Below are 14,617 nucleotides of genomic sequence, written 5' to 3'. Positions count from 1 at the left end.
TAAAACTATCGCACAAAATTCTGGCACCAGGTGACATCGCAAAACCTTTAGTGTTCTTTAATTTTTATATTGTTGACTTTACAAACTTAAGGTCGAACCGTTTTCTACCAAGCTCGTTTTTACTATTTTAGTTCTAAAATCACGCTGTTCTTTAAGTTTATCCTGACTTTGAAGACGTTCAATAAGCATTTGAGCGGCATTAGCGCCAATTTCTTTAGCATGCTGCCTAATTGTGGTTAACTTAGGCAATGAAAGCTTGGCAAAGGTTTGACTAGAAAATCCTATAACCGATATATCTTTAGGCACATTTAAGCCAAAACTTTTTGCAATATTAATGGAGGTGATTCCCGAGGTGCTATCGGCAGCAATTACGGCATCAATATTTTTATGCGCCTGTAAAAAAGCCTCTATTTTCTCATGAGCATTGTCTTCTTTTTGTATTTTTAAGGTTATTTTTTTGTTAGCGGGATGCTCTAAAATCGCCTTGTTATAGCCTTGCTCTCTTAATTTACCAACACTCAAATCAGAAATAGTACTTATAAAGGCAATGTGCTTTCTATTTTCTTTTAAAAGTTTTTGGGTGGCGCGGTAGGTGGCATCGAAATCGTCGACAATTACCTTATCGCAAAACACATCGTGAGCCACTCTATCGAACATCACAATAGGTAGGCCTTGTTTAATTATATTTTCAAAATGTTTAATTTCATTTTTAATTTGCGTCTCTTCAGAAACACATAAAATAAACCCATCGACACTCCCATTAGCCAATATCTGCAAGCTTTCTTTCTCTTTTTCTAAAGATTCATTAGAAATACAAGTCATAATATTATAGCCATGTTTTGAAGCCTCACGCTCAATTCCATATAAAACTTTGGCTAAAAAATAATTGAGAATGTCTGGTATGATAACACCAATAGTATTGGTTCGATTTTGTTTTAAACTTAAGGCTACTTTATTAGGTTTATAATTATACAATTCTGCAAGTTCTTTAACACGCTTAATCGTTTCTTTACCAATCTCCTCACTGTTATTTAAAGCTTTTGAAACGGTAGATATCGACACGTTTAACTCTTTTGCCAATTGTTTTAAGGTAACCATAATATTAACACTTTTATGTTATGAATAACGCAATTTACAAAATTACAACATCCCAGTAGTAAGACAACAAAAGATAACCCATAATAAAATCGTTACTCAGTATTTTTCTTAACAGCTAGCCAAGGTAATTATAAAGAAAAAACCTGAGAAAAAAAGATTAACAGTTCGTTGTGCTTATAAAACAATTTCAACTTGTAAAAGCGAGTAATAATTTGTAATTTGTAACGCTAAGTATGTTAACAAACTGTGCAGATTTAAGCCTAAAAACACTTTAAACTTAACATTAAGTTCCATAAAAAATCTTTAAGAGTTTAAATATTCAGGATATTCCTGACATTTACACGCAATTTGTAGTTATATTACTAAGTTTGTATATTTTTACATTTAAATTGTTCCATAATTTAATATCAAAATGATTTAGATTATGGAATTTATAATAATTAGCAAATAATTTTTAAACCAAAAACCATGAAATTACTTGAAAAGATATTAGTTCCTATAGATGTCAACATGGACTCCAAAGAACAGTTAAATACCGCTATCAAAATTGCGAGGTTGGGTAACTCCGAAATCATAATCATGCATGTTCTGCCAGAAGATGGTGTAAACGAGGCCATAAAGGATATAGTTATTAACAATGCAACAGAGGTTTTAAATAAGATCCAAGGTGTTTTTGAAAAAGAGGGCTTAAAAGTGCAAGAACAAATCATGGAATATGGCAATCCTGTAAAAACCATTCTTAAAGTCGCTACTGAAGAAAATGTCGATCTTATTCTCATGGGCTCGGGAAGTATAGACAGTAAAGACGGAAACAAACGAGGCAGCACTACCGAAAATCTTATGAGACAGTCTGAAAAACCTGTGTGGGTTGTGAAGTCTGATAGAAAAAACAAACTCTCTAAAATATTGTGTCCTGTCGATTTCTCTGAACCATCTAGTTTTGCTTTAAAAAACGCCATTTTATTAGCGAAATTCTTTAATGCCGATTTAACCATTTTAGGAGTATATGGTAAATTTTCGAGTTTGTCTGTGAGGTTTAAAGATGAAGTTGAAAAAGAAAACGCTCGAAGATTAGAAGAGATGGAGAATGAGATGAAGACATTCCTCGAAAATTTCGATTTACAAGGTTTAAACTTTACCGTAGAAATTAAATCTGGATTGGCTCATGTTCAAATTTTGAAGTCTATTAAAGAGGACGATCACGATTTACTAATTATGGGAACCCATGGCCGCTCTGGATTAAACAGATTTGTAATGGGTAGTGTCACAGAAAAAGTTACACGCGAGGTACCTTGCTCGTTTATAACCACCAGAACAGATAATATTCTTGACTTGAAATTTGATGATGAAATAAAAGATTTAGAATCCAACTATAAACAAGGTAACGCCTTGTTTGACAGTGGTGATTACAAACAAGCTATTGGTAAATATTTAATTTGTATTCAAATTAATAGCATGCATATTCCATCGTTGTATAAACTCGCCAATATTTTTAAAATTATTGACGATAAAGCCAAAGCAGAGTATTACAGTAATTTGGCAAAAGATATGTTAATAACCTTGTGGGATGAAACCATTGAGAAAGCAATCACAAAACATTACACCTCAAACAATTAATTGGTTTTTATTTAAACACATTTTAAATAAAAAAACATTAAACCTAAATAAAAGGCAACTCATAATGTTGTCTTTTATTTATTATAATCGAGGATGTATATCTTTGGCATAAAACGCATCTCAACAAAATTAAAACGTAGTTCTATCTCCAATTTTCCATAAGCCTTGAATGTTTAAAAGAAGTGTTGTTGAAGCTTTCGTTATAATGCTTCTATTCTTCAGTAGTACTCCTATAACAGTCTTATTTTTTTCAAAATAAACAGTTTAATGGTTTGAAAAATAACAGCTAAATCAAAAAAGAACACATTCATAAAATAATCTTAAACGTTTGATAACAATACCGTTTTCTTACGTAAATTGCAGCTTTTTATAAACCACTGCTTGGCGCTCAGTATGTTTTGCAAAAACAACATTTGTTGTAGTATTAATAGGTTTATATAAGCCCAGCAGAGTTTGTTGAAACCCTTATTTTAACTCAAAAAAAGTAATTTTAACCGCAGTTAACTTATAGAAATAACAGAAAAAGACCCAAAAACGCATGTTCCATAAATTCGTAGCCTTCCACAAACTAGTTTTATTTTTAATATTATCGTTTAGTATTAGTGCATTTTCGCAAGTATTCGAACCAGTACAATGGAGTACATCCATTGAAAAAATATCGGAAACTGAATACGATCTTATTGTTAATGCTACTATAGATTCTGGTTGGCATTTATACTCGCAAAACGTTCCTGAAAATGGCCCTATTCCAACCACATTTACCTTTAAAACTAATAAAGACTTCGAATTAATTGGTAAGGTTTCTGAAGGTGAAGGATATACTGTAGACGACCCCATTTTTAACATGCGTATTAAGTACTTTGATAATAAAGCAGAGTTTAAACAACGCATTAAGGTGTTAAATAATGAACTCGCTTTGGTAAAAGGTGAAGTAGAATTTATGGTTTGTGATGATTCCAGATGTTTGCCTCCCGAATACATAGATTTAGAATTTAATCTTAAAAACATCGAGCCCACGAAAACGGTTTCGGCTAGTTTTCAATTAGAAGATTCATCTTCTGAAAATCTAATAGTAGATCCGGTAAAATGGAGTACTTCCGTAGAAAAAATATCCGACAGCCACTATATTTTAATATCTAAAGCAACCATTGAAGACAGTTGGCATCTATACGCTCAAAACGTCCCAGAAAATGGTCCTATTCCAACAACATTCGATTATCAATTCGCAAAACATGCTAAGCCAATAGGTAAAACTCAAGAGCCTAAAGGTATTACTGTTATGGATAAAGTTTTTGAAATGGAAATCACCTATTTTAAAAACACAGCAGAGTTTAAACAAAAAATAGAGATTTTAAATGCAGACATTACTTCTATTCAAGCCGAAGTGGTTTATATGGCTTGTAACGATAAACAATGTACTGCTCCAACATACAAAGATTTGGTTTTCGATTTAAGCCAGGCCACAAAAGCGACCACCGATATCATAGTTGATGATGCACCATCGAAGAAGTCTGCTAATAAAGGGCTATGGGCCATCTTTTTTATCGCCTTTTTATCTGGTTTTGCAGCCTTGTTAACCCCTTGTGTTTTTCCAATGATTCCTATGACGGTGAGCTTCTTTACAAAACAAAGTAAAACAAAAGCGAAAGGTGTGAAAAACGCCATAATTTACGGTATTAGTATAATTATCATATATCTTATTTTAGGAATTGCTGTTACTGCCATTTTTGGGGCCGATGCTTTAAATGCTATGGCCACAAACGTATGGTTTAACCTTATTTTCTTTTTGTTATTAATTGTATTTGCATTGTCCTTTCTAGGTGCTTTCGAAATAGTTTTACCGAATAAATGGCTCAATAATGTAGACAAACAAGCCGATAGAGGTGGTTTAATAGGCATATTCTTTATGGCCTTGGCCTTGGCGCTAGTCTCCTTTTCTTGTACTGGACCTATTGTAGGCACACTTCTGGTTGAGGCCGCGTCTAAGGGGGGTATCGCTCCAATAGTTGGTATGTTAGGGTTTTCGTTAGCCATAGCTCTACCATTTGCCTTGTTTGCAGCTTTTCCTGGTTGGTTAAATTCTTTGCCAAAATCTGGTGGATGGTTAAATACAGTAAAAGTTGTGTTAGGATTTTTAGAAATGGCACTGGCTTTTAAGTTTTTATCACAGGCCGATTTAGTTTTACAATTACATTTTTTAGAGCGTGAGGTCTTTATAGCCATTTGGATTGCTATTTTTGGTACTTTGGCTTTATATTTATTCGGAAAAATAAAACTCCCTAACGACTCACCCCTAACGCATATATCTGTGGGTCGATTAAGCTTAGGCATGTTCGTTTTAGCCTTTACGGTTTATATGATTCCAGGGCTTTGGGGTGCTCCATTAAATTTAATTAGTGCCTTTCCACCACCGTTAGATTATGCAGAATCCCCTTATGGTGTAGGGCATTCTAAAGTAGGCGGCGGCGTGCCTAGTACAATAGAAGAAAATCTACCAGAAGGTGCGCGTTTATTAGCGCCTCATCAAATTTTAAGTTTTAATGATTACGATAAGGGTATGGCCTATGCTAAACAGGTAAATAAGCCCGTTATGCTAGATTTTACAGGATATGCCTGTGTAAATTGTCGTAAAATGGAACAAAACGTTTGGGTAAATCCTGAAATACTAAGCATGCTTAAAAACGACATCGTATTGATATCGCTTTATGTGGATGACAAACGAAAATTACCAGAAGACGAAGTCGTAGATTCTAAACTAAGACCCGGTAAGAAGTTAAAATATATCGGACAGAAATGGAGTGAGTTTCAAACCGTTAAATTCAAAACAAATACACAGCCGTTCTATGTGTTTGTAGATCTCGATGGTAAAAACATAAATGAGCCTATTGGCTATACCCCCGATGCCGAGGAATACTACAGTTGGATGAAGGCGGGAATAGATCGTTTTAATTAATTTTGGGCTGGCATTTGTCAAGAATAGGTGAACAAAAAACCACTTAATCGTGTCTTGTACCTATTTAATGTTGAAATGTTGTATGGTTAATTTGAATTATTTTTTGTGCTGATGAGATGGAAATCGCAGATTCATAAACTCCTTATTTTACTATAATATGGGCGTGAACCAAAACCAAAGCTTAGCCAAAGTTATGGTTTGATTTTAAACCAAAATTTGGACGAAAAAGAACTGCGAAGCACATCACGAACAGCTATTTACAAAATAGAAAGATGTGAGTAAACGAATTATAGGCGACATGAGGTGGTTAATTTGGTGTTAAGTGGTTTTTTTTTAGTTTACATGCTTCCCTCCGATAACCACACTTTAAAATGTACTAACGCCCATAGGCCGAAAAAGACAATTCGCTGCTTTTAGATTTCTGTATACTTCGCCGTAATTGTTAACATTTTCTCGCTTAAACTAAACAACCAACGCAGCTGTTCCCAGACTAAATGCGCCTCTTTATGAGTGTGTTCGTTAGAGGTTTCTAAAACCGTTTCTTTTGTTAGCTGTGCGGCAGAGAATTTAAAAGACCTCGATTTTTCGGCCGTATTTAAAGCTGTACTTTTTGGTGTTTCAAAATCAATCTTTTGTAATTGTTCGTAAACCCGATCTAAATTTTCGATCACCTTATCAGATATTAACTTAAAATCGCGAGATGCACTCGTTGTTTTATTATTTTGAATATAAATATTTAACGAAGATAAGGACGCCAAAAGGCTGTGATTTAAAACCACCAACTCATAAATATCATCTATATGTCTTTGTTTAGATTTTGGTTCCTGAGCCATAAGTTGAAACGCAGAACTCAAGTTAGACATTTGTAAAAACGCCTCTTTTCTATTCATTTTTAAGTCGGAAGGCACTTTACCCTTGTACTGATAATAGCTGCTAATGGATTTAAAAAAGTTAGTATTTGCCTTTAAACTGTCTTTAATATTGTCTCCGATTTTCATAAAAGACCAAGCTGGCAAAAGCCACCGCATAGCTATATAGGCTAAACCTGCTCCAACTAAAGTATCGATAACTCTAAACTGAATAATTTTTGAAATATCGGGCTGTGAAATGGCATAAATAAAAATTACGGTTAGTGTAATAAAAGTTGCTCCAGCTCGATAGTTTTTTTTTATCATAGAAAAAGCAATCACTAAACTTATTAAACCTAAAACACCGAAGATATAAGGATCTGATATGACATAAACCAAACCCGTTGCAATAGCCGCCCCTAAAAGGGTGCCTAAAATCCTGTCTTTTGTTCGGGTTTTTGTAAGACCATAGCTTGGTCGCATAATGACAATAATGCTAAGCATGATCCAATAAGGATTTTGAAAATCGAATAACAAACCTAAGCCATAGCCAAAAACTACAGTAATTGCCAATCGTAAAGAGTGTTTAAAGATCGTAGATCTCAAACTAAAATTTCTTACTAATAGTCTTAAGTCATAATCCTTAAAAACAATAAAAGGTTTTATTTTATCGTTTTTTACTAGGTCTTTAGATGATAATTCTGGATTACCAAGCAATCGTTTTATTCTTTTAAGATTTTCATATTGCTGGATTTGATAGTCTAAAAAATTTTGAAGCATTAAATAACTCTCATAATCTTCAAAACCGTGTTCCTCTTTAAGTCTCAAAATAGCCTCTTCGAGTTCGTCAATAGCCTTAACCAGCTTCTTATTAGACGGAAACAGTTTTGGTTTATTAATATTTTGACCTATAAAGCTCAATTGATTAGAGAGCTCTAAAATCAAATTCTGAAAATCGGTTTTAAATCTAGGAAGCTCTTCAAAAAGGGCATCCATTTTCTCATAATTTACGGGGTTTGCCATAGCCTTTTGAAGAATCTCTACAAATTGGATAAACACCAATAATCGTTTATCTTGATAATGAGATTTACCCGAACTTTTTCGAGATAAAATCAAAATTTCCCTCAAGGTTTGGTGATCTTCGGTCAATTCGCTCTGCACGACCATAAGTTGTGATTGAACTTCATCACGAGAAGATTGATCGCCTATAAGTTGTCTTCTTAGGTCTAAAAAATCAGCTGTGAGTTTAAAGGTATTGTTTAGTGTTTCTTCAATCTGAGCTTTCGGGTTTAAATGCTGCGTAATGGTAGATAGTATTAAATACCACAAACCTCCTAGACCAATAAGCAAAGCATATTGATAGTTTTCCAAACCACTAGAGATATGGCCAAAACTTAAAACTAAAGCCATTAGACCTGAAAAACTGATTAGCGAAGCCCTAAAACCATAAATAGAAATATAAGCAATACCAAAAGTGAGCATACCCAAAACAGGATAAAGCAGCCCATTTAAATGATGTAGATAACCTCCAATAAAGCTAACAATTACAACTAGAACTGCAGAAAAGAGGATACCTAATTGTTTTTGTTTCAAACCTCCAGTTACATCGCTAGACGAACACCAAAATGCACCAAAAGAAATCGCAAGACCAACTTCTAAATGGTTGCTGGCATTACCAATAATAACTGGTACAGCGACCGCAATACCAATTAAACTGGCTTTTAAAAAACCAGTACTCTTGAAGAATTCTATAAACTCTCTTTTTATATTTAATATGAATTTCGAAATGAAAGATTATTTAAGAATTAAAAATACAAATTATCCAAAAGAACAACGTGGTTTACTTTAACTAAATCTGATGATACATTTTTTCAATAACATATTAAACGAAAATAAACTCTAATTAAAGTACCACTATAAAAATTGAAAGATAACTCAGCTGATCTCACGTTTAGCGCTGCAAAAATTAATTATTTCATAATACGAGTAAGATGAAAAAACTTTTTGTAATCTTCTGGAATCGTATCAATATTTAGAAGCGAACCTTCTTTTACTGGCGGATAAATATCATGATAGGTTTGTACCTTATAAAGACTAACCCGTTTACTAATATGCTCGCGACAAAGCTCACTCGGATTGTTAAGACCGGCAGCTGCAACAAGCTCCAAGAAACTATGTATGGTAGCTTCGTGGTAACGCTTCACGCGTGTCGCCTTATCTTCTACCACCAACCCCTTAACTAAAGACGGATTTTGAGTAGCAACGCCCACCGGACAGGTATTCGTATTACATTGCAGGGCTTGAATACATCCCACCGAAAGCATCATAGCACGGGCGCTGTTGCAGCCATCGGCACCCAAAGCAATCGCTCTAGCCATATGAAAACCTGTAATAATCTTACCAGCCACTATCACTTTAATCTCTTTTCTCAATCCGAAGCCAATCAAGGTATCATGTACAAAAATTAAGCCTTCGCGCAGTGGCATACCCATTGAATTTGAAAACTCTACAGGCGCAGCTCCTGTACCCCCTTCACCACCATCGACCGTAATAAAATCGGGAAGAATACCGGTGTAAATCATAGCTTCACAGAAATCCATGAATTCTTGCTTTCGTCCAAGACAAAGCTTAAAGCCAACAGGTTTCCCATCAGATAGATCTCTAAGCTTTTTTATAAAATACATAAACTGTATCGGATCAGAAAACGCCGAGTGCGACGGTGGAGATTGTATCGACACGTGCGGTTTTATATGTCTGATTCGAGCAATCTCCTCGGTGTTTTTTATGGCGGGTAAAATACCTCCATGACCTGGTTTAGCCCCTTGAGATAGTTTTATTTCAATCATTTTAACCTCTGGTCTTAACGCGTTTTCTCTAAACGTTACCTCGTTAAAAGTACCATCATCCTTTCTGCATCCAAAATATCCCGTACCTATTTGCCAAATTAAATCACCGCCATGCTTTAAGTGGTATTCGCTTATAGCTCCCTCGCCCGTGTTTTGCGCAAAACCACCCATTTTAGCACCTTTATTCATGGCTAAAACCGCATTGTTGCTTAAAGAGCCAAAACTCATTGCAGAAATATTTAATAAACTTGAAGAATAGGGCTGTTTACAGTCTTTACCACCAATAATAAGTCGTGGAAACTCACCAATGTCCTGCGGATTATTTTTAGCATACATCGAATGCTCTAACCACTCGTAACCAGCGTGATAAATATTAAGTTGGGTACCAAATGGTTCGGTATCGTTAGCGCCTTTTGCTCTTCTATAAATTAAAGATCTGAGTATTCTATTTAATGGCCTGCCCTCGGTATCTGTTTCTACAAAATACTGCATAATTTCAGGACGAATAGACTCTAACATGTATCTAAAACGTCCTATAACAGGAAAGTTTCTCCTTATGGTGTGTTTCTTCTGAAGGACATCGTAAACCCCCATCAAAATTAATGGTATCACAATTAAAAACAACCATAAAATTGGCGGCCAAAACAAGGCTGTTATACTTATTGATAAAACCATTACCACCGAAATCAAAAAAAACATTTCGCGAACTTTCATACCATCTAAATTTTATTTGTGCAAAGATAACTCTAGTTAATAGAATCTCAAATAAAAGTAAAAAGTTTAATTATTTTTCAATAAAATTGGCGTGAGACAAGAATACGATTAAAATGGCGTTTACATTCACAATCGGATAGACAAAAAATAACAGCTACTAAACACCTTTCAAAGATAAAATTAGAAGGTCTAAAACACATTTCTACTAATTACATCTATTCACAAATGGCCATGCCATTCTTCTTCTATCCAATTTTAAAAAAAGGCATACTTTACTACCAATTTAATTTAGAAATGTCGCATGGGTTAATTTGGTAAAATTCATAGCAAAAAAAAGACGGTCTTTTCAGAACGTCTTTTACATATTGTTATAAAGAAATTTATTAAACCTCAAATGGTTCAACAGAAACATAAGATTTGTTATCTTTTTTCTTTTTAAACTTTACAATACCATCAACATAGGCATGTAAAGTATGATCTTTACCTTGGTATACATTTTCACCTGGGTGATGCGTATTGCCACGTTGTCTTAATATAATGTTTCCTGCAATGGCAGCCTGTCCACCAAATATCTTAACACCTAAACGTTTCGATTCTGATTCTCTACCATTCTTAGAACTACCTACTCCTTTTTTATGAGCCATTGTCTTAAGTTTTTATTTTGTTAATAATTAGGTGTTTTGCAATTAAGCTTTACCACCATCTAATTCGTCTTGCCATTTCTTTAACTCATCCCACTTACCATCTGCAGCTAATTTAGCTTGCGCTGGCCATGTATCTGTTACGTGATTTCCACGAACGTCTGCAATGATTTCAGAAATTTTTGCAGGTTCAGCTTTCGCTAAATCTGCAAATGTTACAACACCTGCAGCAACTAATGTTTCTGCTATTTTAGGACCAATACCTTCGATTTTTTTCAAATCATCAGCTTTAGTAGCCTTGGCTGCTGGTTTTGCTTTTGGTTCTGCTTTTTTTGCTTCTTTCTTTCCTCCAGAAGCAGCAATACTTTCAATTACAATTTCAGTTAAAGATTGTCTGTGTCCATTTTTAACACGGTAACCTTTACGTCTTTTCTTCTTGAAAACGATTACTTTGTCACCTTTAAGGTGTTTTAAGACTTTTGCTCCTACTTGAGCTCCGTCTATAGCGGGGGCGCCTACTGTGATTTTGTCACCATCTCCAATTAAAAGAACGTTGTCGAAAGAAACTTCCTGACCTTCTTCTGTTTGTAAACGGTTAACAAAAACTCTTTGGTCTTTTTCAACTTTAAATTGATGCCCTGCTATCTCTACAATTGCGTACATAGCGATTTTTTATTAAATTAATTTTGTTCAAAAAACGAGTGCAAATATACATCTAATTTATTAAACTACAAACGTTTTATTGGTTTTGAATATCATTTCTGTCTTTTTTTAATAATTGCATGACGGTAAAGGTAGAAACCACTGTTGTAGTTAGCCCCATTACCGCAACAATAAATGTAATTAGACCAATATCTATTTTAAACACACCACCAATTTTCTCTAACAATCTTGTTAGAAAATCTGGAGCAATCTCTGTGGTGTAAAACAAGAAAAAAACTGTAAATAAAAGCGTTGCTACAAATCCGGTGATGATACCCGTTTTAAATCCTTCGCCATAACTAAACGATTTATAATCTTCCAACTTTTTTAATCGTATAGCTTCATAAATACCAAACAAAGTGATCACAACATTAAAAAAACTGAAACCAATATTGGTGTGTTTATCAAACAAAGCAAGAATTAAGAAGTAAGCCACAAGAACAGCGCTTGTAACGAGACCGAAACGAATAGGGATTGATATTGTTTTCATTTGTTTTGATTATTAAAATGTGAATGATACCAATTTAGTTTTGAAATGTCGTATGGTTAAAATGGTATTACAACTAAGATACATTTAAAAAAAGTATAAATAGCCTATTTATACTCCAAATAAAAAAAAGCTGTTTTCACTTAAATTTAAGGGTTTAGCATGGTACATCAATAAAAAAATCTCTTGAAGTTACTAAAAAATGATTAAACTAAAAAAAATCAAAAAAAAAATCCCACTGATTTCTCAATGGGATTTTCCTATTTTAAACTGGCGGTTTAAAAAAATTAATGTTATTGAAAATACTAAGATTTAAAATAAATGATCACTTTTATAAACCAGTTTGTTATCAATTAAAAGTTGTACGATACACTTAATTTAAAGTTTCTACCTCTACCTGGATAGATTTGGTGTGTTGCTTGTTCTGATGCATAAGCTGGATCATAATAATACAAATCATCTTCAGACAGTGAATTATCAAAATACAATTCATCTGCAAGGTTTTCTATATTTAGACCTATTCTTACATTGCTTGTTGCATTGTAATATAGCGTACCATTCATAACCGTATAAGCTGGTAAACTTTGTGTGTTACTTGGATTTTGGTAAGCCTTACCAACATAGTTAACACCGAAGCCAACACCTAAACCTTTAAAATAGTTATCGAATTCATAATTAATCCATGAGTTTATTTGATGTTCTGGTGTCCAAGGCGTTTTATTTTTAGACAGGTCTGTGGTTCCTGGATCTGGTGTATATTTATCGAAATAAGCATTTGTATAAGCATAGCCTAACTTAAGGTATAAGCCTTTTACAGGTTGCGCGTCGGCATCTAATTCGATACCTGTAGACGTTGCACTTTCAACTTGACTTCTACTATTATGGCCAATAATTAAATCGTTTTTCTTAATGTAGAATCCAGACAACGTTACATTTAATTTGTCTGTTTCTTCTAACTTCACACCACCTTCTATTTGATAACCCGATTCTGGTATAAATAACTTCCCAGTTCTAGTGTCTTGAGAACGTGTAGGCTTGAAGAAACTCGATACCGAAGCGTAAGTAGTTAAAAAGTCTTTAACTGGCTGGTAAGATACTGCTACCCTGTAGCTAAAATCGGTTTTTGTATCTGAAAATGTATCTGGAGGCGTACCTATTGGATTACGATTTAAATCGTAAGTACCGCTAAAAATATCTAATCTACCTCCTAAAAGTACTTTAAATCTATCAGAAAACGTGATCCAATCTTGAAAATAAACTCCAGTCACATATTCTTTTATAGAAATTGCTCTTGCAGGTGTTACTTGTCTCACTCCCGGATTAACGAAATTATCTACAGGTAAATCTAATTCTGAGTCTCCAACAACAATATCGCCATAAATGGTTTCTCTATCTAGATAGGTAAACGACGTACCTGCAATACTTTTGTGCTTAAGCGAACCTGTATCGAAATAGAATGTGTAATCTAATTGGTTACTTAATGGCTTTGTGATATGATTAAAATGATAAGGGCCATTTCTTCTCGAGAAAGTTTCTGTTGTCGTGTTATAAAACAACACCTCATCCATTAAGTAATCCATACTATCATCGTAATAAGATAAGTTATTGGTTAAGGTTGAACCATTGTTGAAAAAATGAGTGTATTTTAATTGAAATTCTGTTTTCTCATTTGTTAAATAATCGTTTGGATTTGCAAAGTTAGTTTCTGGATTAATACCCGCTAATGGCTTACCATCTGGAGTTCCAGGAACACCTGTATCTGGTCCGTAATAGTCGTTATTATACTGTGCGTATAAGTCTAATTTGTTTCTATCGTCTATTCTATAGTCTAAATGCAAAGACATGTTGTTAGTGTTTTCTTTAACATCTTTCCAACCGTCGGTCTTACCAATACCAGCATCAAACCTATAACGAATTTTATCGGTAAGTGGCCCTCCAACACCTGCAACCATGTTGTAAGTATCGTAGCTTCCAGCTGTAAATTTAAAATTACCAGACAACTCGTTTGTCGGTTTTTTTCTAATAATATTAACAATACCACCTAAAGCAGAATGTCCAAACATTGTACTTGAAGGCCCTTTAAGCATTTCTATACGCTCTACGTTGGCAAAATTGGCAACTGGGGCACTACGGGTAATGGTATGGCGTTCGTCTCTAATACCGTCATATAATAAAACAAAATTATCAAAACCTCTAATATTAAAGAAGTGGAATCCGCCGTAACGATTTACAGAATGTAAGCCTGCAATACTTTTTGAGGCATCTTCGATATTCGTAATATCCATTTGGTCTAATAACTTAGCACTAATGGTATGCGTTGTCATAGGCGCTTCAAGATTTTTAATGTTAAGCTTGTTAACTTTTAATCGACGCTCCATTTTTATGGTAGCCTCGGTTAACTGCGTAATTTCTTCTTGCAACCTTACATTAAGCACTTGGTTTTGTTGTGCACTGATATCTTTTTTAATGGTTCTAAAACCGATAGCAGAAAATAATAGAGCTTGTCCATCTTGAGGTACTTGTAAGGTGTATTTACCGTCAAAATCTGTTGCGGTTCCAGTGGAGGTGTTTTCTAAAACAATGGAAACACCAGGAATGGGAACATTGCCTTCATCGGTAACGGTTCCAGTAATTGTAATGTTTTGCGCCATACTTGTAAGACTATACAAGCATAAAAGGACTGTAAAAAATTTGTTTTTCATTTTTGTGTT

9 protein-coding genes are annotated in these 14,617 nt (G+C 34.2%); 2 read left to right on the top strand and 7 right to left on the bottom strand.

What is annotated here, in order from left to right:
• Window positions 1–78: 78 nt before the first annotated feature.
• On the bottom strand, window positions 79–1,098 hold the full coding sequence (locus FEZ18_RS08070; RefSeq protein WP_153267855.1) for a LacI family DNA-binding transcriptional regulator: 1,020 nt from the start codon (window positions 1,096–1,098) through the stop codon (window positions 79–81).
• Window positions 1,099–1,566: 468 nt separating this feature from the next.
• Between FEZ18_RS08070 and FEZ18_RS08065 the strand changes: the two genes are divergently transcribed.
• Both FEZ18_RS08065 and FEZ18_RS08060 read left to right on the top strand, forming a co-directional pair.
• A complete protein-coding gene (locus tag FEZ18_RS08065; protein WP_153267854.1) occupies window positions 1,567–2,715 on the top strand; it encodes a universal stress protein in 1,149 nt (382 codons plus the stop codon).
• Window positions 2,716–3,253: 538 nt separating this feature from the next.
• A complete protein-coding gene (locus FEZ18_RS08060; protein WP_194269462.1) occupies window positions 3,254–5,668 on the top strand; it encodes a protein-disulfide reductase DsbD family protein in 2,415 nt (804 codons plus the stop codon).
• A gap of 413 nt (window positions 5,669–6,081) precedes the next feature.
• Here FEZ18_RS08060 and FEZ18_RS08055 read toward each other — a convergent pair whose 3' ends face one another.
• The 6 genes from FEZ18_RS08055 to FEZ18_RS08030 all read right to left on the bottom strand — a co-directional run bounded on the left by FEZ18_RS08055 (window position 6,082) and on the right by FEZ18_RS08030 (window position 14,608).
• Window positions 6,082–8,109 (bottom strand): FUSC family protein, encoded by a 2,028-nt coding sequence (locus tag FEZ18_RS08055; RefSeq protein WP_228122673.1) that lies wholly within the window; start codon window positions 8,107–8,109, stop codon window positions 6,082–6,084.
• 377 nt (window positions 8,110–8,486) lie between these two features.
• Window positions 8,487–10,076 carry an FMN-binding glutamate synthase family protein gene (locus tag FEZ18_RS08050; RefSeq protein ID WP_153267852.1) on the bottom strand — a complete coding sequence of 530 codons (1,590 nt, stop codon included), beginning with the start codon at window positions 10,074–10,076 and terminating at the stop codon, window positions 8,487–8,489.
• A 383-nt stretch (window positions 10,077–10,459) separates the two neighbouring features.
• Window positions 10,460–10,720 (bottom strand): 50S ribosomal protein L27, encoded by a 261-nt coding sequence (gene rpmA / locus FEZ18_RS08045; protein ID WP_153267851.1) that lies wholly within the window; start codon window positions 10,718–10,720, stop codon window positions 10,460–10,462.
• A 42-nt stretch (window positions 10,721–10,762) separates the two neighbouring features.
• Entirely contained in the window at window positions 10,763–11,380 is a 618-nt protein-coding gene (gene rplU / locus FEZ18_RS08040; RefSeq protein WP_153267850.1) for a 50S ribosomal protein L21, read from the bottom strand.
• Window positions 11,381–11,456: 76 nt separating this feature from the next.
• Complete coding sequence (locus FEZ18_RS08035; RefSeq protein ID WP_153267849.1) at window positions 11,457–11,909, bottom strand: DUF4199 domain-containing protein; 453 nt, start codon at window positions 11,907–11,909, stop codon at window positions 11,457–11,459.
• Window positions 11,910–12,259: 350 nt separating this feature from the next.
• A complete protein-coding gene (locus FEZ18_RS08030; protein WP_153267848.1) occupies window positions 12,260–14,608 on the bottom strand; it encodes a TonB-dependent receptor in 2,349 nt (782 codons plus the stop codon).
• Between the last annotated feature and the right edge of the window lie 9 nt (window positions 14,609–14,617).

The organism is Oceanihabitans sp. IOP_32, from assembly GCF_009498295.1.
GTDB classification, from domain to species: Bacteria; Bacteroidota; Bacteroidia; order Flavobacteriales; family Flavobacteriaceae; genus Wocania; species Wocania indica.
The sequence above is the reverse complement of the archived record's forward strand: the minus strand, read 5'-3'. Positions and strand labels throughout refer to the sequence as shown.

What these genes read in the sequence shown, in the direction of transcription:
- FEZ18_RS08060 (WP_194269462.1), top strand. Translation starts at nt 3,254, where the DNA reads ATGTTCCATAAATTCGTAGCCTTCCACAAACTAGTTTTATTTTTAATA.
- FEZ18_RS08035 (WP_153267849.1), bottom strand. Translation starts at nt 11,909, where the DNA reads ATGAAAACAATATCAATCCCTATTCGTTTCGGTCTCGTTACAAGCGCT.
- FEZ18_RS08050 (WP_153267852.1), bottom strand. Translation starts at nt 10,076, where the DNA reads ATGAAAGTTCGCGAAATGTTTTTTTTGATTTCGGTGGTAATGGTTTTA.
- FEZ18_RS08070 (WP_153267855.1), bottom strand. Translation starts at nt 1,098, where the DNA reads ATGGTTACCTTAAAACAATTGGCAAAAGAGTTAAACGTGTCGATATCT.
- FEZ18_RS08065 (WP_153267854.1), top strand. Translation starts at nt 1,567, where the DNA reads ATGAAATTACTTGAAAAGATATTAGTTCCTATAGATGTCAACATGGAC.
- rpmA (WP_153267851.1), bottom strand. Translation starts at nt 10,720, where the DNA reads ATGGCTCATAAAAAAGGAGTAGGTAGTTCTAAGAATGGTAGAGAATCA.
- rplU (WP_153267850.1), bottom strand. Translation starts at nt 11,380, where the DNA reads ATGTACGCAATTGTAGAGATAGCAGGGCATCAATTTAAAGTTGAAAAA.
- FEZ18_RS08030 (WP_153267848.1), bottom strand. Translation starts at nt 14,608, where the DNA reads ATGAAAAACAAATTTTTTACAGTCCTTTTATGCTTGTATAGTCTTACA.